At 70.4% G+C, this 21,035-nt stretch carries 7 protein-coding genes; 4 read left to right on the top strand and 3 right to left on the bottom strand.

All coding sequences use genetic code 11. The features are described from left to right. Window positions 1-8 precede the first annotated feature (8 nt). From ACWCP0_RS25955 to ACWCP0_RS25945, 3 genes are all read right to left on the bottom strand, one after another. On the bottom strand, window positions 9-4,169 hold the full coding sequence (locus ACWCP0_RS25955; RefSeq protein ID WP_451081187.1) for an Eco57I restriction-modification methylase domain-containing protein: 4,161 nt from the start codon (window positions 4,167-4,169) through the stop codon (window positions 9-11). Further along, complete coding sequence (locus ACWCP0_RS25950; RefSeq protein ID WP_451081186.1) at window positions 4,166-7,102, bottom strand: helicase-related protein; 2,937 nt, start codon at window positions 7,100-7,102, stop codon at window positions 4,166-4,168. The genes ACWCP0_RS25955 and ACWCP0_RS25950 overlap by 4 nt, the downstream gene beginning before the upstream one ends. 123 nt (window positions 7,103-7,225) lie before the next feature. Next, window positions 7,226-12,511, bottom strand: a complete 5,286-nt coding sequence (locus tag ACWCP0_RS25945) for a DEAD/DEAH box helicase (protein WP_451081185.1) — start codon at window positions 12,509-12,511, stop codon at window positions 7,226-7,228. Window positions 12,512-12,757: 246 nt separating this feature from the next. Here ACWCP0_RS25945 and ACWCP0_RS25940 point away from each other — a divergent pair, with 246 nt between their 5' ends. The 4 genes from ACWCP0_RS25940 (at window position 12,758) to ACWCP0_RS25925 (ending at window position 20,990) form a co-directional block, all read left to right on the top strand. Further along, window positions 12,758-13,729, top strand: a complete 972-nt coding sequence (locus ACWCP0_RS25940; protein WP_451081184.1) for a serine/threonine-protein kinase — start codon at window positions 12,758-12,760, stop codon at window positions 13,727-13,729. Between the two features lie 162 nt (window positions 13,730-13,891). Then, complete coding sequence (locus tag ACWCP0_RS25935; protein WP_451081183.1) at window positions 13,892-15,505, top strand: TIGR02677 family protein; 1,614 nt, start codon at window positions 13,892-13,894, stop codon at window positions 15,503-15,505. After that, a complete protein-coding gene (locus ACWCP0_RS25930; RefSeq protein ID WP_451081182.1) occupies window positions 15,502-16,767 on the top strand; it encodes a TIGR02678 family protein in 1,266 nt (421 codons plus the stop codon). The genes ACWCP0_RS25935 and ACWCP0_RS25930 overlap by 4 nt, the downstream gene beginning before the upstream one ends. 35 nt (window positions 16,768-16,802) lie before the next feature. Continuing rightward, complete coding sequence (locus tag ACWCP0_RS25925; RefSeq protein ID WP_451081203.1) at window positions 16,803-20,990, top strand: TIGR02680 family protein; 4,188 nt, start codon at window positions 16,803-16,805, stop codon at window positions 20,988-20,990. Window positions 20,991-21,035: the final 45 nt, after the last annotated feature.

The following is a 21,035-nucleotide window of genomic DNA, read 5'->3' as shown; positions in this document are numbered from 1 at the left end:
GTCCACGTCTAGGCGTCGTGACGAGGCCCCTTGCCTGGCGGCGGGTCCAGCAGTGTCTGAAACGCGTTGCCAGTCTTGCGGGCCTCTTCCATTCGGTCGTAGGCGTCGAGGATCAGGTCCTTGGTGCGGTAGGTGCCGTGTGCGGCTTCATCCTCGCGCTTGACCGTGTCGAACGATTCCATGATGTGATCGACCTCTTCGCGACCGATCCCATACAGATGGAAGACCGCCGCGTCCAGCTCTGCGCGCAACTCCCAGCGCCGCTCGACTACCCAGCGGTAAGGCTCGCCTACAACTCCGAGCGCCGCAGCATACGCCTTCATGCTGTAACTGGTATATGTAAGTTCCGCCACCCTCCGCCTGAACCATTGGTTGACGCTTTCCGTTCCCCACGGGCACGTAGATTCGCCGACCTCGGGAGGCAGCACTGGGAGCTGGTAGATTGTAAAGAACTTCAAGTGGGAATTACTGATCTTCTGGCGGGCGACATAGTCCACCGCGAACGAAGACATGACCGCCTGAATAAACCCAGGATCTCCCAAGGTCGGAAACATTAGCAGGGTGCCGTCAGGGACCGCAGTGCGAGGCAAGGCCGTCAGAATGAGGGTCCGCGCACCAGTAGGATTAGTGACGTCCCTCCACCCCAGCAGCCAATCCTTGTCCCAATCCTTGTCCCGAAGCTTAGCCGTCACGCCGGGATCGAGCACAAAGCCACCACTTCGCGTCCGCTTCACGGTGGGGGTATCGAATTCGGGGGCCCAGCTTCTCGGCGTGGGCGGGAAATTTGGGTCATCGTGTTGCTGTGCCGTCACACGCGGAAGCGTGCCCATGTTGGCCTGCGCCGATGTTTGTCCCTCATATGTGCCATAGCGGTGGTCATAGTGGTGCAGCATCTTCGCTTCGTACAACGGGAGATAGCGTCGACCATCCGCACTCACAAAATTCTCGCCGCACAGTTGCCAACCGAGTTGCGCCAACTGCTCAGCGGATCGGAAAAGTTTGGAATCCGATGCGGAATTAAAGAGCCCCTGACGAAATCTCATGCCCCAGGGGTTCATTCCGCCGATGCCATCCTTGTCGGGTTCCCGTAGAAGCACAGGGATGCGCCGATACATTTTCAGAGTGGTCTCGGCATCGCGGCGAGTACGAAAAATCGGCAGCGTCCCCGTGTTGGGATTTACGAGCATGATCTCCTCTGGCGGCATCACGAATCGCCGCTCAGGAAGGTCTTCCAAATGCCATACCCCGAAGGCAAATGATGCCTCTGTCACATCAGCCGAACAGCCAGCGACCGTCAGAAGGCAAAAACTCGTGTCGTGGTGTACGTCTCGGCTGAGAACGAAGGCTTCGTTCTCAAAGTCCAGGAACGACACCAGCCGTGAATCGCGAACCAGTGACGAGAAGTAATGAGATGTCGTCTTCCCTGTTGCAATTCCAGTGGGAAGAATCAGTCCGAACCTCCCGGTGGGGGAGACTCCGCTGGTCGCCGCCTCGGCGAACAGGGCATAAGTGTTCAGCTTGCCGCGTGCCGTAAGCGCGAAGCGTCCCGACGAACGGGCCAGGTGCGAATATCCGTCGGTCTGCCGCTTGGCAACGACGTACCGCGCGTGCAGTTCCCGGTCTGCTTCTTCCTCGCTGACAGCAAGTTCGTCGATCAGCACTTGCCGGGCCGCCTGATTCGCGGCTTTCGCGATCTCCGGCGCGCTGATCGCGAAGTACTCCTCCGTCTTGAACTCAAGGGTCTCCCACGGCGGGTTCCCCAGTACACAGCTGAACCCGCCCTTCCACCCAACCCGTTCGTCCACCCCCGGCGCAGCTGGGTCGGCCGGCACCCGGAACACCTCGGGGAACTCCAGGTGCCAGTGGAAGAAGCGGTACTCCTCGCGCAGCCGCCGCACCGTGGCCACCGTGCCCTCGGGCAGGTTCGCGGCGGCGTCGGCCTTTGCGTCGGTGTCGCCCTCGGCGGCGTGCAGGGCCAGCAGGGAGTCCGTTGTGAGCGCGGGCGGAGAGGTCTGCTCGGCCTTCTCCCACACGAACGCCGCGCACCAGGCGTCGGCGAGCCTGCGAGCCTGGACGTAGTCCTTCGAGGTGGTCAGTTCGTGGTAGGCGCGGGCCTGGTTGTGGACGTCCTCGAGCTCCAGCGCCGGAGCGTCCGTGATCGCTGAAACCGCGCTGCCCAGGGTCGCGTTGGAGACCGCAAGGGCGTGCTCCTCGGAGAACAGGGCATCCTGGTTCGCACCTCTGCGCAGTGCCGCCACCCACCGCTCCCGCTCGCCTGCGTTGCGGGCCTTCAGCGCCCTGACCCACTTGGACTCGTCGCCCTCCAGGACCTTGAACGCGTCGTCGGGCAGGCCGCCCGCGAGCAGCTTCGGCGTCGTACCGAGCAGGCCGTTGCCATGCTTGATGTGCGCGTCGAGGAAGGTGAGCGGGCGGCCCGGTTCCATGGCCTCGATCCACAGCGAGACCTTGGCCAGTTCGACGGCCATCTCGTTGAGGTCGACGCCGTACACACACCGGGAGATGACATCGCGCAGGGCGTGCCGTACGTCCTCGGCACCCGGCTCCGGGTCGTCGGTACGGATCTCCGCGAGCCGGCGCGCTATCCGGCGGGCGGCGGCGACCAGGAAGTGCCCGCTGCCGCAGGCGGGGTCGCAGACGCTGAGGGCGAGCAGCGCGGCCTCGCGCTCCTCCTTGGTCGTGCAGGAGCGGACCGCCTTGTCGATGACCGGGTCCAGCGCGGAGTCGAGGAGGCAGTCGATCAGCGGGGAGGGGGTGTAGTAGGAGCCGGAGGTCTTGCGGTCGTTGCCCTCCAGCTTCTTCAGGACGTAGGTCCCGCCGTCGTCGAGGCGGGGTTCGAGTTCGAGCAGGGACTCGTAGACCGAGCCGAGTTCGTCCGCGCCCAGGTGCCGGTAGTCGACCTTGCGGGGGCGGCCCAGTTTGGTGTCGAAGATGACAGCGAGGGCCTTGACCGCCTCGTACAGGGACTGGTTGGTGAGGCTGAGACCTTCGAGCCGGCGGTCGGCGTCGGTGGGTTCGAAGAGGCCGCCGAGTGCGGGCAGTCCCAGCTCGGGCCGGCCGCCGGGCGCGCCGAGGCCCTTGATGACGAGGTTAAGGGCCTCCCACTGGTCGCCGTGGGGGGTGCCGGTGGAGCGGGAAAGCCGCCGCAGCCGGGCCGTGGAGAAGTACTTCTCGTACGTGGAACGTGGGCCGTCGGCGGCTTCCGGGTCGAGGAGCAGCCCTCGGTCCTCGGTGACGAACAGGAACAGCAGCCGGTATACGAGACGGAGGAGGGCCGGGTGGAGGTCGCGGACCGTCATGTCGCGTGTGCGGAGCGCCTCGCGCAGGGCAGCGTTGTCGGGGTGGGCGATGAGCCCGCCGCCGATCACCGTGAGCGCCCTCTCGACACCCTTGCGGAGCTCCTTGAGGGCCCGGGTGCCGGAGTCGATGGCCTCGGTGCGCCACTTCTCCAACGGGCAGGACGCGGCGGGTGCGCCCTCGAAGCGGGTGCGGTGCAGCAGCCGCCACAGGAGCACGAAGTCGTCGGAGCGGTTGCCCTCGAAGATCGCCTGAAGGTCGAACTCGATGAACGCGGCGCCGGTCAGCGAAGCGGACTCGCGCAGCAGCCGCAGCTGGCGGCCGTTGGACAGGACGCCCCACAGGGTCCTGTCGCCGGAGCGGTTGAGGTACTCCTGGACCATGGACTGCGGTGCCTGCGGGGCGACTTCCGAGGTGCGCCGGTCCAGGGGCACGTTCCAGCCGGTGAGGTGCACCGGCACATGCGCCCAGACATGGCTGACGGGGAAGTCCTTCGCGCGGTCGTGGGCGGGCAGGCCCGGTTCGGGTACCGCGGGGAGCGTGCCGAAGCCGAGCTGCTCGAAGAGGGGCAGCAGCCAGCGCTCGGTGGTGAGGCCGACCGCGTACACACCGGCGTCGTCGTCCGCGCCGTCGCGTGCGAGTGCGTCCTGGTAGGCGGACCAGACGCCGCGCAGGTAGCCCCAGGAGCGTTCGGCGGCGTCCCGGACGGACTCGCCCTTGGCGAAGAGCCGGTAGTCGGCCGGCTTGGCGCCCGACTGCTCCTTGCCCTCCTTGATGCGTACCAGGAGGTCGTACGGGAGCAGGCCGCCGACAGTGGCGACGGTGTCGGTGACCAGGGTCCTGGCGAGGCTCATGCGTCCGCTCCCAGCTGGATCGTGGCGGCCGGGCGGTAGAGGAAGACGCCGAGGACGTCCGGGTCGCCCTGCGGGGTGACCTTGAGGCCCGCGAGGCGGGCCTTGGAGGCGGTGCGGACGCGGTGGTGCGACGCTTCCAGGTCCTTCGCCGCGTCGGCGGACCGGGTGCGGAGTTCGTCCATCAGGCCGGTCTCGAGAGCGGCAAGGATCCCCGTGATGTGGTCGGTGGCGAAACCGGGGTCGGTGTTGCCCGTGGCGCGGGCCGCGAGGAGGGCCAGAGCCTCCTCCTCCGCCAGCCACTGCGGTGTGTCGGGCCTGCCGTGGAAGGCGACCACCCGGGCGTCCTCGGCGAGCTGGGTGCGTACCGTGCCGTCACGGGTCGGCAGGTGGAGCTGGAAGCGGTGCCGGACGAGCAGCATGGTGGTGGGACGCGTGACAGCGGTCGTACGGACCACTCCGCAGCGGCGCGCCGGGCGCTGCCACTCCGGGAACTTCTCGTCCAGCGCGGCGTCCAGGACGAAGCGGGCGGTGGCTGTCACCACCGGGTCGGTGCGAGTGAGGGCCGCCTCGCCGCGCGGGGCGCTCGGCGCATCATGGAAGACGACCGGGCGCGGATGGCGAGGGCCGAGAGCAGCGGTGACGGCGTCCCGCAGCCCCTGCGGCAGGGCGTCGACGTGTGCGGTGAAGCCGCCCTGCTTGCGGTCGGCAGGCATCCCGCGCAGTGCGCCCAGTGCGCGGCGGGTGAACTCCCGCACCTCCTCGCCCGTGCCCAGCGCACCACAGATCTCGGCGACCTCGGCGGCCACCTCTTCCTTCTTGATGGTGTTCTGGGCGTAGCGGGAGCGGGAGGCCTTCTCGCTCTCGGCGGAGGACTCCCAGGCGATCTCCAACTGCTCGACAGCCTGAGCCTGTTCCCGTTCGAACAGGCCCTCCTGCTCGAAGGCAGGGGTCTCGCCGCGCAGGATCAGCTCCTCGAAGACCGCCTGCATGGCGCTCTCGGCCTGCTGCGGCACGGGGACGGAGATACCGGTGGCCCGGCGGATCCGCTCGTGCTTGCGCAGCAGCACCTTCAGGACGATGTCGTCGACGGGATTGTCCGCACCGTAGAGGGTGATCGCCTTGACGGTGTCCGTGCGCTGCCCGAATCGGTCCACCCGGCCCTCGCGCTGCTCGTGCCGGGTCGGGTTCCACGCCAGGTCGTAGTGGACGACGGCGTCGAAGGACTCCTGGAGGTTGACTCCCTCGGAGAGGCAGTCGGTCGCCACCAGGACGCGCCGCTCGGGAGCCGGGTCACCGTTCTCGTCGGCGCCGGTCAGCTCGGCGATCCGGGTGAGGCGCATGTCGGGGGAGAGCTCGCCGGTGATGGAGGCGACCGCCACCGGGTGCTCCGCTCCCTTCTTGTTGAAGGTCTTCGACAAGTGGTCGGCCACATAGTCGGAGGTGGCGATGTAGCGGCAGAAGACGATCGGCCGGTAGCCAGCGTCGAGGAGGTCGGTGACCGTCGCCACCAGTTTCTTCAGCTTGGTGTCGCGGGTGGGGCCGGCGAGCTTCTTCGCGGACTCCGCCATCGCCACCAGGCGGGCCCGCTCCTCCTCGTCGATCGCGTCGGCGGTCGGCAGCAGGGTGCCGGGGACCTCGTCGGCGGCCTGCGCCGTGTCACTGTCGGCCGGGTCGGACACGGTCTGCTGCCCGGTGAGGTCCGCCTCGTCGGGGGTGTCCGCCTCCTGGACGCCCGCGCGCGTGTGCAGGGAGCGCACGGCGGCCGCGGGAGAGGAGGACAGGGTGCGCAGCAGGGCCAGCGTCGACCACCAGCGCTGGCGCTGCTGCAGGGCGCCGTCGGCGGAGCGCACGGTCTCCCGGGCGTACGTTAGGACCTCGCGGAGCAGCCTGCGGTAGTCGCGGTGCAAGGCGTAGGAGACCTCGGCGGAGTCCCGGGTGGACGGGAAATGCGCGCCGTCCTGGAAGTCCTCGCGGATATCGGCGCGACGGCGCTGCACGAAGAACTGGGCGAGGAGCTCACGCCCTGCACGGGTGTCGAAGCTGACCGTGGCCAGGCGGGGGTCGAGCAGCCCCAACAGCCGGCGGAACGGCTCCTCCTTACCGCTGTGCGGAGTGGCCGTGACCAGAAGCAGATGCCGGGCGGTGTCGTCGGCGAGCGCGCGCAGCAGCCCGTACCGCTGCTGTGAGGTGCGGGCCGAGGTGCGGGCGGTCGAGTCCGCGACACAGGTGTGCGCCTCGTCGACGATCACCAGGTCGGGGCAGTTGCGCAGGAAGTCCTCGCGGTGCCGGGGCGACTTGATGAAGTCCGTGGACACGACATAGGTGCCGTCCGGGCGGAACACCGACTGCCCGTACGGCGTTTCGCGCTCCAGACGGCCGATGGTCGCGGGCAGCACCAGGCGGGCGTCGATGCCGAACTTGCCGTGCAACTCGGCCCGCCACTGCTCGGCGAGCGCGGGCGAGCAGAGCACCACCAGACCGCGTGCGTCGCCCTGGGCGAGCAGCTCGGCGGCGATCAGGCCGGACTCGACCGTCTTGCCGATGCCCACGTCGTCGGCGATAAGCAGCCGCACCGTGTCCTGGCGCAACGCCATCATCAGCGGCACCAGCTGGTACGGGCGCGGGTCCACGGCGATCGACGCCAGCGAACGGAACGGTCCGGCACCGGCCCGGAAGCCGATGCGCAGTGCGGTGCGCAGGAGGCCGGCGGTGTGCTGGTCGCCGAGGTCCGACGGCGTGGGCGGGGAGAACGTGGCGGGCACCACGGTCTCCAGGCCGGGCAGTACACCCGCGATGTCGACGTCGGCACCGCCCAGCGGGCGCAGCACCAGCAGCTCCGGGGTGGAGTCGGGCAGTACCACCCACTCGCGGCCCCTGGCATGGACGAGGGAGCCGACGGCGTACGGCGAGGCCGACTGGGCAGCGGTGGTCATACGGGCCTTCCGGGGCGGATGTCGTGGGCGGGAGTGGTAAGGGCGGTCGTGGTCCCCGCCGCATACGGCGCGGGCCGGCGGGTACACCGCGGCCGCGACGGAGGACGGGCGTTCAACCGCAGGTCAGCGGCGTGGTTCGCCGAACACCTGAGGGTACTCGGCGACCTTCTGCGACCAGTCGTCGTCGTAGCGGACACGGATTACGTCCCAGCCGATCTCCTTCAGCCGCTCAACTGCCTCCTCGTCGCGGAGCGCGATGTCGGAGTGGTCGTGGTGCGGGCCATCGACGAAGACCGCGACCGGTCCGTACCCCGTGTCGTACACGAAGTCCGGCTTGGACAGGGCCGCGCTCACCTTGATCTGCTGGTGGTCCGGGAGCCGGTGGCCGTGCGACGTGAGGTAGTCGACGAAGCGCTTCTCCAGGCGGGAGTCTGCGCCCTCCTTGAGCGAGACGGCCTGCTCGTCCCGGGTCCGGCCCGGGGTGCTGTTCCCCACCGAGCCGCCCGCGAAGGCCTGCAGTAGTTCGCTCACCAGGTGGCGGTCGATGGCGCGGTGGTGGCGCTGGTTGCCGAACGAGAGCAGGCAGTCGTAGCAGCCCTTCTCGCAGGGGTCGCCGTTCCTCTTCTCGGCACCCCGGTCTCGGCCCAACTGGTCGAAGTGGGCGATCTCCAGAGCCTTGCGGGCAGCCCGGGCCAGGGCGTCCGGTTCGGACTGGAGGCGGCGCAGCACCCCCGCGCCGCCCTCGGCACTCTCGATGAAGAGCAGCCGTTCGCGCGGCCCCTCGAAGGGTGGCAGCTCCTCGGTGTCCAGCTCGGAGTCCTCCAGCTGGAACTCCGCCTCGATGCCCCGCTCCAGGGCGTACTGGAGCGTGACGGCGGTGTCCCGGTCGACCGGCTCGGCCAGCTTGACGACGAGAATGTTCCGGGTGTCCTGCACGTACGGGATCACCGGGACCTTGCGGTGCACCTTCTCGGCGTCCGCAAGACCCTCCTGCTCCTCGGGCGTCTCCCGGCCGGGCCCCGAACCGCCCGGCTTGGAGGTGGAGCCCGCGAGCCACTGCCCGGTCACCGGGTCCATCCAGAAGCCGATCTCGCCCTTGGCGAGGGACCGGCGGTAGCCCAGGTTGGTGAGCCGCACGGTGGCGCTGTCGCCATACGCGAGCTCCGCGAGGATGCCGCCCGAGGCGGCGTGTGCCATGGCCCGAAGGGAACCATCACGGCCGTCCTCCTGCTTCTTGAAACGGTAGGAGATCTCCACCCGGTAGCCGGTGCGCTGACGTTCCTCCTCGTCGGAGGAGATCCGGTCACGGCGGTGCGTGAAGACGGTGTGCAGGTGCAGCAGGCCGGTCCGCGCGTCTCCGAGGGTGCTCTCGCAGCCCTTGCAGGTGTCCTCCCGGAGATCCTCCGGGGACAGGTAGCCACAGCGTCCGCAGACCTTGGCGCTTTCGGTGGTCAGCTCCCCGGCGGTGTCCGGCGGCAGCTGCACGCGGTCCACCTTGTAGCGGCTGCCCTCGTGGTAAATCAGCGCACCGGGGCCGAACTCGCGGATCGCGATGAACCGGGAGCGCTGCAGATAGTCGCCGTCATAGCCGCCGCGACTGGTCCGGCCGGTGCCCGGAATGTAGGCGGCGAGCGGCAGCCGCGGGAAGGAGTAGCCGGGGAGGAAGCCCTCGGAGGCGAAGTAGCGGTACGGGTAGAAGTCGGACATCACGGTGCGCTCGCCGCCCTGATCGTTGCGGAGCAGGGCGAGCTGGCTCTCGGCCTGGGCGCGGCGGCGTTTGGCCTGGTCCTTGGAGCGGCCGGTGGCGGTGCGGTTGAGGATGTTGTCGTGCTGGATCTCCCGCTCCTCCAGGGCCCGCTGGAAGAGGGTCGTCCAACGCCCGCAGGCCTTGCGGAAGCTGCCCGGCGCGGCCTCGACGGTCTGCTCCAGCCACTGCTCGTGCCACCAGGAAGTGGAGCGGAGAAGGTCGAGGCAGCCGTCCAGGACGGTGCGGGCCCGGAGGAGCGCACGCCGCTGGGCGTCCCGGTTGTCGATCTGCTGGGCCACCGACGGCAGCACGGTGAGCGCGGGGTTCTTGCCGTCTGAGTCGAGCAGCTTGGTCATGGAGCGGCCGAGTTCGAGGCCGGTCTCGGCGAGCCAGATCGCATGGACGTGGGAGGCGAGGAGGTCTTCGTTGCCGAGGTCCAGGCGCGGTGGCGCGACGGCGCCCGCGACCATCTGCCGGCGCCGGGTGAAGTAGTACTGGTCGTGGCTGTTGCCGGTCGCGCAGTACGTGGTGACGAGGGCGGGCTGACCACTACGTCCGGCGCGGCCCGAGCGCTGCGCATAGTTGGCGGGGGTGGGCGGCACGTTGCGCAGGTTGACCGCGTTGAGGTTCTTGATGTCGACGCCGAGCTCCATCGTCGGCGAGCAGTACAGCAGCGGCAGCCGGGTGCCCTCGCCGAACAGGTCCTCGCGCTCCTCACGCACTTCCGGGTGGACCTGGGCCGTGTGCTCGGCTGCGTGCAGCCCGGCGAAGGTGGCGGCGATGTGCTGGTAGAGCCCCTTGAAGAAGCCGTTGACCCGGGGGCCCCGCTCGTCGCGGTAGGTGCGGCGCAGCCGGTCCACGGCACCGTGCTCGTCGTCACGGGCGTGCCAGCGGATCACCGTGTGGTTGATCTGGTAGCCGGGCTCCTCACCGCGTCCCTGGGAGACCTCGGTCAGTACGCCTCCGGCCCCGAGGACGGTGAGCAGGTCGCGGATCACGTCCTGGGCCTCGTCGAGGGAGAGACCATGGCCCCACTCGGGGAAGGTGGCGGGCTTGCGGACATGGCGGCCGAAGGCGCCGCGGCCGGTGAGGTTCAGCTCGCTGCGGCCGCGACCGGTGCGTCCCGGACGTCCGGCCCGGGGGACGGCGATGCCGGGCGGAGGCGGCGCGGACTCGGTCTCGGCGATCGCCCAGGCGTCGTTGAGCTTGGCGGACTCCTTGCGCAGCTCGGCGAACTTGGCCTCGGTGAAGTAGGGGGTGTCCACGGCCCGCTGGCGGCGCAGTTCGTCCATGAGGATCCTGGACAGCTGGGTGCGGACGGCGGGCGTGGCGGTGCGCAGCGGGCCCGCCGCGTCCTTCCACCGCTCCTCCTCCCCGGCGATCTCGTCGAGGCCGGCGTACTCGAGGCCCAGCAGACCGGTCTGCTCGAGGTTCGGCATGGTGACGCGCCAGCCGCGCTCCAGGTCCAGGAAGAGGCGGTACTCGGCGATGGCGGCCAGCGCCTCGACGGTGGCCTCCGCCAGCGACTGCACCTCGGTCGGATTGGCCGCGTACTCGTGGCGGGACAGCCCCATGGCCGCCACCACCTCTTCGCCGAGCCGCTTCCAGCGCAGTCCCTTGTCACCGGCCGCTGCCATCGCCCGGTAGAGCGCGCCGCGCAGCTGGGTGACCATGACGAAGTCGTTGAAGTGCCCCGACTGCAGGCTGGCGTCCTGCCGGTTGTCCACGAACGTGAGCAACTTCCGTGCATCCTCGCCGAGTTCTGACTCGGGGAGGCTCTTGAGATGGCGCACGATCGAGGCGCTGACCACCGAGGTGGCCGTCGAACGGCCTTCCTGATCGAGGGTCATCAGCTTGGCGAAGTCGCGCTCCTTGACCTGCTCGTAGCCGACGCCGCACTCCAGGCAGAAGAGAAACGGGGCCGGCAGGTAAGCCGCGTACAGACCGCCGTTCGCCTTGTCGCCGCCGGTGCCGTCCGGGCGTACCCAGACGGGCTGCGGCGCCCGCTTCCGGCGGCTGGCGGTGAGCACCGGCGTGCCCTTGCGGTCGTCGAAGGTGAGCCAGCTGTCGGGGAAGCGCCGCTGCTCGATGGCGTCGGTGACCTTCTCAGGCCAGGGGTTGGCGGAGGAGACGTAGAGATAGCCCTGCTCGTCGTCCTCGTCCTCGCGGGTGCGGAACAGCGTGCTGCCGTCGTCGCGCTGCTCGCGGGCCACGGTCAGGTACTCCTGCCCGCACTCGCGGCAGAAGGAGAGCGGAAGCAGCAGCTTCTCGGGAGCGTTCGGGACGCGCTGCTGATAGGTGCGGGTGATGTGGCGGTCGCGTTCCTGCTCCAGTGAGACGTAGACCGATCCGCCCTTGGACAGGAACTGGTGGAGCCGGAAGGCGAACAGCGGCCGGTCGTCCTCGGGGTTGCGGGCATGCGAGCCCGCCTGGAGTGTGGTCCGGATGGCCTCCGCGCAGGCGGCGTACCACTTCTCCTCGGGGTCGTCGTCCTCGATGTCGAACGCTTCGGCGCGCAGGAGCCGGGCGGCGTCCTCGACGGTGACCGGGTCGGCGCGTACCAGCAGTGTGCTGCCGTCCTCGTCCTCGGTCTCGACCAGTCCGAAGGTCGTCTCGATCCAGCGGGCCAGCGGGTCGGCGGCCAGCTGTCCGTACTCCGTCGGCGGATCGTTCTTCCGTACGGACGCGGCGAGTTCGGCCTGTGTCGGTATGGCGCCGTCGGTCGCCCGCACAAGCGTCTCGCCGACGACGCGCTCCGGCGAGATCTCCGTATCGAAGAGGGTCGAGGCGACCCGGGCGACCTCACGACGGCGCGAGGCGGGGGTACCGCCGGTGGCCATGGTCGCGGAGGTGCCCACGCACTGCAGGCCGGGCGACTGGCACGCCTCACGCAACCGCCGTACCAGCATGGCCACGTCGGCTCCCTGCCGGCCGCGGTAGGTGTGCAGTTCGTCGAGGACCAGGAAGCGCAGCCCCTTGGCCCGGCCGATGAGGTTCATCCGCTCGCCGGGGCGGGTGAGCATCAGCTCCAGCATCACGTAGTTGGTGAGCAGGATGTCCGGTGGCGAGGCGAGGATGGCGTCCTTCTCGTCCTGGGTCTCCTGGCCGGTGTAGCGGGCGTAGGTGACCGGCTCGCTCCCCTTGCCGTATCCGGCGGTGAGGAACTTGTCCAGCTCGCGCACCTGGCTGTTGGCCAGGGCGTTCATGGGGTAGACGATGATCGCTTTGATGCCGGGGGCAGCACCGGACTGCTTCTCGCGCAGCACCCGGTCGACGATCGGCACGATGTAGCCGAGGCTCTTGCCGGAGCCGGTGCCGGTGGTCAGGACGTACGAGGTCTTCGACCGCGCTGCCTCGATGGCCTCCCGCTGATGCCGGTGGAAGCGGATGGGGCGGACAACGCCGTCTCGCTTGCCCTTGCCCGTACGGAAGATGCTCGCGCACTCCGGATGCAGCGGCCCTGCCTCGCCGACGAGGTCGTCGACGGAGCCACCGGGCGCAAAGCTGGGATTGAGCGAGAGGTAGGGGTCGGGCCACTGGTCGCCGTCGGCCAGTGACTTCGACACCTTCTCGTCGATCCGTGGGTCGTCGATCACCACCGAGCCGGAGGTGTACTCCTTGTAGTCCCGGATGAGCCGGCGGTGCACCTCGAAGACGTCCACGTGATCCTCACTCGCTCCTGACACGGTCCGGACGTCACGGTAGTCATCCGCGAGCCGCAGCGCGCCGTACTCGCACTGATCGTACGAAGCACATGACATCACGGGCTGTGAACTCAGTCAATATCCGTTCGGTGTGGTCGTATCGCCCGCATCGGAGCCGTGCTCATGCCACACTCACTCCGAGGCGCCCGCCACGCGGGCACATCGGGCCACGGACCAGACGGACCAGACGGAGCCGCACCGCGTATGGACATCGGACCTGTGATCGCCAAGCGCTACCGGATCAAGCAGGAGATCGGCTCGGGCGGAATGGGCGTCGTCTGGCTCGCCCATGACGAACACCTCGGCCGTGACGTCGCACTCAAGACCATGAACGTGACCCCCGGCCTGACCGAGGACCAGCGCACCCGGGACGCCGAGCGGTTCCAGCGCGAGGCCAGGGCCGCCGCCCGTCTCGACCACACCGGTATCGCCATGGTCTACGACCTCGGCGAGGAGAAGGGCACCCGGTACCTCGTCATGCAGTACGTGACCGGCATCGACCTCGACGACCGGATCGCCGAGCAGGAGCGGTTGACCATCGAGGAGACCGCGTCGGTCGGCGTGCAGATCGCCTCCGTCCTCGGCTCCGTGCACACCCGCGACGTCGTCCACCGCGACCTCAAGGGCAGGAATGTCATCATCCGCACCGACGGAGTGGTCAAGGTCCTCGACTTCGGCGTCGCCGCCTTCCTCGACCCCGAGACCGCCAAGCTCACCACCACCGGCGAGCGGCCGGGCAGCCTGGAGTGCATGGCACCGGAACAGGTGAAGGGCAAACAGATCGACCACCGCACCGATCTGTACGCACTCGGCTGCCTGTTGCACAAGATGCTCGCCGGCGAACCGGTCTTCGAGCACCGCTCGGAGCTGATGCTCCCCGGCCTCATTCTCGACCGGCCGCCCACTCCACTGCGTGAACTGCGCCCCGACATCCCCAGCGACCTGGAAACACTGGTACTCCAACTCCTCGCCAAGGACCCCCGCGACCGCCCCACCCATGCGGGCGAGGTGTGGCAACGGCTCGCCCCCTGGCTGCCTCAGCGTGGTGACCCGGCGGCGGCACTCACCCCTTGGGCGGAGGTCGACCCACTGCGCCCCTTCCGGCACCCGATGGGTCCCGATGCGCGGCCGGTGCGCGCATGGGCGAACGCGGGACGACCGGGCCGGCGCGAGTGACGCGCACGCCGGTCCTACCCGCTCCTCGACGCAACAGTCCAGGCAGGGCGCAGGGCCTCGCCGCTGGAGGGCGCCCACGTGTGCAGGCGGAGGTGCGGGAAATCAGGCGGATTCTGATATCTCGCCCTGGGCACGGGTGCGCGTCGGGGAGAATGATCGACGATGACACCCCGGACCGAGGGCCCCGAGCAGCCCGACTACGCCCCCTTCGCCCACCTGACCGTCCCCAACGCCGCCCTCTACCGGCAGGTGATGCGCACGTTCCTGGCCGCCAAGGAACGATTCGCGGTCCACCTGCGGCCGGAGGACGTGCACACCGCGATGGAGCCGGGGCAGCGCCCCGCCGACGTGGAGACGGTGACGAAGGCGCTGGACAGCCTGGTCGACTGGGGCAATCTGCGGGCCGACCCGGACACCGCACGGGTGACGGCGGTCGAGGACTTCTACCGCAAGCGGTTCATCTACCAGCTCACGCGGGCCGGCGAGGCTGCCGAGGCGGCTCTGGGGACCTACGACGAGGTGCTCGGGCGGCGCGGTGAACTCCAGGCGGTCGCGCTGCACGACATCGTCACCCAGCTCCGGGCGCTCCTGGTGATCGCGTCGGAGGACGAGCCCGACCCGGCCAAGGCGCACCTCGCCCTGACCTCGCTGGCGGCACGCTTCACCGACCTCGCGGACAACGCCCGGGCCTTCATGGGGTCGCTCCAGCGCACCATCGACCTGCACGACATCGAGGTCGAGGCGTTCCTCGCGTACAAGGACCGGCTGATCCAGTACCTGGAGCGGTTCATCCAGGACCTCATCACCCTCGGCGGCCGGATCGCCCTGCTGATCGGAGAGCTGGAGGGCCGGGGGCGCATCGGACCGCTGCTGCGCCTTGCCGCCGCCCGTGAGGCGGGCGACGCCTCCCCGGACGACACCGAACACGCGGAGGCCGCCGCGTACGAGAAGTGGGCGGCCCGCTGGTCCGGGCTCGCCGACTGGTTCGTGTCCGCGGAGGGGCGCGAGTCGCAGGCGCGGCTGCTGCGCGGGCGGGCACTCGGGTCCATCCCCCAACTGCTCTCGGTCGTACGGCAGTTGAACGAGCGCCGGGCCGGGCGTTCCGACCGTTCGGCGGACTTCCGTACCCTCGCGCGCTGGTTCGCCCAGGCGCCCGACGACGCGGCGCGGCACCGGTTGTGGCGGGTGGCGTTCGGCCTGTACTCCTCCCGGCATCTCTCCGTGGACGCCGACACCCTCGCCGAACGGACGGCCGCGCCGGTGCCGGCGTCGACTCCCTGGTCCGAGGCGCGGCCCTTGCGGATCAGCCCGCAGCTGCGGCGCACCGGCAGCTACGAGCGGCGCGGCAAACCCCGCAGCGTGGCCGACCGGGGCGAGGCGAAGCAGCGGCTTGCCGAGCTCGCCGCCCGGCAGGCGGAGCAGACGGCCGCGGCCCGTGCCCGTCTCGCCACCGGTGGACCGGTCCGCCTCTCCCGGCTCGGGGAACTCGATCCACTCGGCTTCGACCTGTTCCTGCGCCTGCTCGGCGACGCCCTGGCCACCTGGCGGCCCGGCATGACGACGACCGTGGCGACCAGCGCGGACGGCTCGATGGAGATCCGGCTCACGGCGCTCGACGACGGAGTGACGGCCCAGGTGCGCACACCGGGCGGCACGTTCCGCGGTCCCGACCATGTGGTCGACATCATCGACCTCACGCCGTCCGTCGCTGCACGCGGAACCGCCCGGCCGCGCGAGGCACGTCTCGCGGAGCTTCCCGACGAGGAGTCCCGGTGACCACACCTCTGGCCGAGATCCTGGACGGTCAGCGCGCCGCCGACCTCCAGAAGGCGGGGCGGGCCCTGCTGAAGGAGCCGCTGATCACCGCCGGCGGCCCGCACGCGGACGAGTTCCGGCTGGTGCGGCAGCACGCTGCCGAGCTGCGCGAATGGTTCGAGCGCAACACCGGTTGGACGCTGCAGACGGACGCGGAGGCCGTACGGCTGCGCAAGACACCGGGCACCCTTTCCGACGCCACGCATCCGGCGTGCGAGGCGAGCCGGGCGGCGCTGCCCTTCACCCGTCGCCGCTACGTGCTGCTCTGCCTGACGCTGGCCGCACTGGAGCGCGGCGAGTCGCAGGTCGCCCTCGGACGGCTCGCCGAGCAGGTCGTGCTGGCAGCGTCCGATCCGGAACTCATCGCCGCAGGCATCACGTTCACCCTGGAGCGCCGCGACGAGCGCCTCGACCTCGCCGCCGTCGTACGGCTGCTGCTGCGGTTCGGTGTACTGCGCCGGGTGGCGGGCGACGAGGAGGCGTACGTCAGCGGATCGGGAGACGTTCTCTACGACGTGCGGCGACGCGTGCTGGCCGGGATGCCGGCCACCCGGCGCGGACCCTCCATGGTCGAAGCCCAGGACTTCGAGGCGCGTCTGGTGGAGATGACCGCACAGACCGCGCTCGACAGCGACGAGCTGCGCTTCCGCGCGATCCGCTGGAAGCTGACCCGCTGCCTGCTCGACGACCCGGTGCTCTACTACGACGACCTGACCGACGACGAACTGGCCTACCTCACCCGGCAGCGCGGCTTCATCACCGCGCGGATCAGTGAACTGACCGGCCTGGTCGCCGAAGCCCGCGCCGAGGGCATCGCCATGGTCGACCCTCTGGACGACCTCACGGACGTGCGGATGCCGGAGCAGGGCACGCACGGGCACATCACCCTGCTGCTCGCCGCCTACCTGGCGGAGGCCACCGCGCCCGTCGATACAGCGGAGCTCGCGGTGCAGGTGCGTGAACTGGCGGACCGGCACGGCAGCTTCTGGTCCAAGTCGGCCAGGGAACCCGGCGCGGAGCCCGAGCTGGTCGAGCGGGCGCTGGCGAAGCTGGTGGCACTCGGCGTGGTGGCGCGTACGGCCAGGGGCGTGACGCCACGGCCCGCGCTGACGCGCTACGCGATGGGTGAGCCCGTCGTGAAGGAGCCGGCGGATCCGGCGCGCCTGCCGCCCGCGCCCGGCAGAGCCGCTGAACGACTGAAGACCTGCCCGCAGACGCGCTGAACGACAAAGGAAAGGTGCACTCCGCGTTGACCGAAGTGACGGCGCTCCCCAGCCCCGCGCCAGGCCGCTGGCGGCCTCTGCGTATCGGGCTCGTCGATCTGTTCCACTACGACGTCGAGGAATTCTGGTTCCGCGACGGCCGACTGCTCCTGCGCGGCAACAACGGCACCGGAAAGTCGAAGGTGCTCGCCCTCACTCTGCCGTTCCTGCTGGACGGCGACCTCTCCGCCCGCCGTGTGGAGCCCGACGGCGACCCGGGCAAGCGCATGGAGTGGAATCTGCTGCTGGGCGGCGAGCATCCGCATCCCGAGCGGCTCGGCTACACCTGGATCGAGTTCGGGCGTCTGGACGAGGCGACGGGTGAACCGCACTTCCGTACGCTGCTCTGCGGGCTGAAAGCGGTCGCCGGACGCGGCATCGCCCGCCACTGGTTCGCCGTCACCGGCCGGCGCGTCGGCGACGGGCTCGACCTGCTCGACGCCACCGGCACGGCCCTGTCCCGGGACCGCCTCGCGGAGGCGATCGCCGGACACGGCATCGTGTACGACACGGCCAGGACGTATCGCAGGGCCGTGGACGAGGCCCTGTTCGGCCTCGGTGAGCGACGCTACGCGGCCCTGGTCGACCTGCTGATCCAGCTGCGCCAGCCGCAACTGTCCAAACGGCCCAACGAGGCCGCCCTGTCCAGGGCGCTGACCGAGGCGCTGCCGCCCATGGACCAGGCAGTCATCGCCGACGCGGCGGAGGCGTTCCGGTCACTCGACGAGGAGAAGGAGGAACTGCGGGCGGCACGCGAGGCCGAACAGGCGTCGTCGGGTTTCCTCGACCACTACCGGCGCTACGCCCGCTTGGCCACACGGCGTCGGGCCCGGCTGCCGCGCACCGAACACGCCCGCTACGAGCACCTCCAGCGCGAACTTCTCAAGGCGCAGAGCGACCGCGCCCAGGCGGTCGCGGACCGAGAGGCAGCCGAAGCGAAGGCGGAGGCACTCGCCCGGCGTGCCACGCGGCTGACCGCCCAGGACGCCACACTGCGGGCCGGCCCCGAGATGCGTAACGCCCGCGAGCTGGAGCAGGCGGCGTCCGATGCCTCCCGAACGGCCGGGGACCTGGTCCAGGCCGAGGAGGACCGCCGTAAGGCCGCCGAGACGCACACCCGGGCTCTCGGCCGGCTCGATGCCGCGAACAACCGCCTCACCGCCGCGCAGACCGCCCTGGATGACATCCATGACCGCGTACGCGTGACCGCCACGGCGACCCGGCTCGACGTCCCGCGGACACAGGGCGCCCCCGAGAACGTGCTGCGCCGGGAGGCGGACGAGGCGACCGCGCGCGGACGCCGCGCCGTCGAGCACCTGGAGGAACTCGCCGCGCACGCCGAGCGGGCGGCGGACGAGCACCGGGCCGCCCGACTGCGCGCCGACGAGGCCGAAGAGGACGTCGTGCACAGCGCGGAGCGGCTGGCCGAGGCCGAAACGCGCGTCGCCGAGGAGGGCCGCGCGCTGGTGGCCCTCACTGCAGCGCACCTCGGCGGGTGCGTCGAACTGCGTCTCGACGGCCTCGCGGGAACGCTCGACACCACTCAGCAATGGGCGGGCAGCCTGGACGGACCCAACCCGGCGCGGGCCGAGGCCGCCGAGGCTCATCGGGTGTTCGCGTCCCGCCTGGCCGACGAGGCGGCCGACCTGGCGCAACGGGAAGCGGGCAGAGCGGAACAGCAGCGGCTCGCCGAGGCCGAGCTGGCAGCGCTCGAAGCGGGCGGGCAGCGCGGCCCGTACGTTCCCCGCACCCGCACGCCCGGCGTCCGGGACCGGGCTTCCGGTGCTCCGCTGTGGCGGCTCGTCGACTTCCGTGCCCATGTCACCGAGGCCGAACGTGCCGGCCTCGAGGCGGCGTTGGAGGCGTCCGGGCTCCTCGACGCCTGGGTGCTGCCGGACGGCTCCGCGATCGCCGCGGACGGCCATGACGTGCTGCTCGACCCAGCGGGCCCGGTCGGCACTGCCGCCCTCGACGAGGTGCTGTGCCCGGCCGTGGACCACGGGGACCCGGGGGCCGCCGCCGTGGGGGAGAAGACGGTGGCGCGACTCCTCGCCGCGGTGGGACTTTGCGTGACCGATGCCGAAAACGCCGAGGACGGCGGCACGTGGGTGTCGACGGACGGCCGTTTCCGGGTCGGCGCACTGACCGGAAGCTGGGCCAAGCAGCGCGCCCAGTACGTGGGTGAGGGGGCCCGTGAGGAGGCCCGCCGCGTCCGGCTGACGCAACTGCGCGCCGACCTGCACGAGTTGGAGGAGGAGAAGGAGCGGCTCGCGCACACGCGCGCCACGGTGGCCGAGCGCCGCCGACTACTGGACACCGAACTCGCCGCGGTCCCCGAGGACGACGACCTGCGCCACGCTCACGCCCGCGTCACCACCGCGGCGGACGCCGCACACCGGGCCCGCGCTCGGCACGGTGAGCGGGCGGCCGAGCTGGCCGGGGCGAGGGGGAGAGCGGAGAACGCGTCGGCCGAACTCACCGATACCGCTGCGGATATGAGCCTGCCCGCCGATCGCGCCGGACTCGCCGCGGTGCGCCAGGCACTCGCCGATCACACCGCACTCCTCGCCGGCCTGTGGCCCGCACTGCGCGAACGCGCAGAGTCCGAGCACGCCGTCACCGGCGAACGGGCGGAGGCCGAGCGGGCCGGACACCGCGTGTCCGAGCTCGCCGAACGCACGACGCAGGCGGCCCGCAGCGCCGCCGCCGCGGACGAGCATCTCACCACCCTGCGCTCCACCGTCGGCGCCGCTGTCGCCGAACTGCAGCGACTCCTTGAGGAGACCGCGGTTGCCATACGCGCCTGCGAGCAGGAACAGCGCGGCAACCAGGTGGAGTTCGGTGACGCGGACCGGCGCGCCAGCCACGCCGAAGGACGTATCGAGCGGCTCGGTGAGGACGTCACCGACGCCACCGCCGCGCGGGAGCGGGCCATCGCCGCCCTGCAGCGGTTCGCGGCGACCGGGCTGCTCGCCGTCGCCCTTCCGGATGCCGTCGTACCGGACACCGGCGGTGGCGTGTGGGCGGCGACCCCGGCCGTCGGCCTCGCTCGCGCCATCGAATCCCAACTCGCCTCCACGGACGACTCGGACGGTGCATGGGAACGCGTACAGAAGCGCCTGAGCGAGGAGTTCGGCAAGCTGCAGGATGCGCTGTCCCGGCACGGCCACACCGCCACGGCCCGCCCGAGCGAGGACGGTATGCGGGTCGACATCGTCTACCAGGGACGCGAACGAGCCGTTCCGGAACTCGCGGAAGCGCTCGCCGCCGAGGTCGCCGAGCTGACCCGCATCCTGTCCTCACACGAGCGCGAGGTGCTGGAGACCCACCTGATCACCGAGGTGGCCGGGACCCTTCAGGAGCTTATCGGCAGCGCCGAACGGCAGGTGCGCGCCATGAACGACGAGCTGGAAGAGCGCCCGACATCGACGGGAATGACGTTGCGCCTGGTGTGGCGGGCGTCGCGCCGGGCACCTCGCGGACTGGCGCAGGCCCGCGAGCGGCTGCGCCAGTCCGCCGACGCCTGGTCCCCGCAGGACCGGGCCGCCGTAGGTGAGTTCCTCCAGGAACAGATCGCACGCCGTCAGGCCGACGACAGCTCCGGCAGCTGGCTGGAAGATCTCACGGCGGCCCTCGACTACCGGTCCTGGCACGAGTTCGGCGTCGAACGCCACCAGCACGGCAAATGGGTGCCGGCGACCGGGCCGGCCTCGGGTGGCGAACGCGTGCTCGCGGCGTCGGTGCCCCTCTTCGCGGCGGCGTCCTCCCACTACGCGAGCGCGGGGAGTGCGTACGCGCCGCGCCTGGTGACCCTGGACGAGGCGTTCGCCGGGGTGGACGACGACTCCCGCGCCAAGTGCCTTGGCCTGCTGAGGGCCTTCGACCTGGACGTGGTCATGACCAGCGAACGCGAATGGGCCTGCTACCCGCAGGTCCCCGGAATCGCCATCGCTCAGCTCTCCCGCGTCGACGACATCGCGGCCGTCCTGGTGACCAGGTGGGAGTGGGACGGCAGCGAACGGCTCCGCGGCCCGGATCCCGAAGGCCACGAGCGCGTACCGACGGTCCCGGCACAAGCCGCAGGATCGTACGAGGGGGCGGGCGACGCCGGTCGAGCGGTAACCGTGCCGGGGCGGGCAGCCGCTGCCGACGACACCAGGGAGCAGGATTCCTCGTGGACATGAGCCGACAACCTGCGCAGCCGCCCTCGCGACTTCGTGGCCGTCGAC

The organism is Streptomyces sp. NPDC001970 (assembly GCF_053594115.1).
Note: the sequence above shows the minus strand (reverse complement) of the source record. Positions and strands in the feature narration are given on the sequence as shown.

Excerpts from the sequence above, each read along its gene's own strand:
- ACWCP0_RS25955 (WP_451081187.1), bottom strand. The coding sequence starts at position 4,169 with ATGAGCCTCGCCAGGACCCTGGTCACCGACACCGTCGCCACTGTCGGC.
- ACWCP0_RS25935 (WP_451081183.1), top strand. The coding sequence starts at position 13,892 with ATGACACCCCGGACCGAGGGCCCCGAGCAGCCCGACTACGCCCCCTTC.
- ACWCP0_RS25940 (WP_451081184.1), top strand. The coding sequence starts at position 12,758 with ATGGACATCGGACCTGTGATCGCCAAGCGCTACCGGATCAAGCAGGAG.
- ACWCP0_RS25950 (WP_451081186.1), bottom strand. The coding sequence starts at position 7,102 with ATGACCACCGCTGCCCAGTCGGCCTCGCCGTACGCCGTCGGCTCCCTC.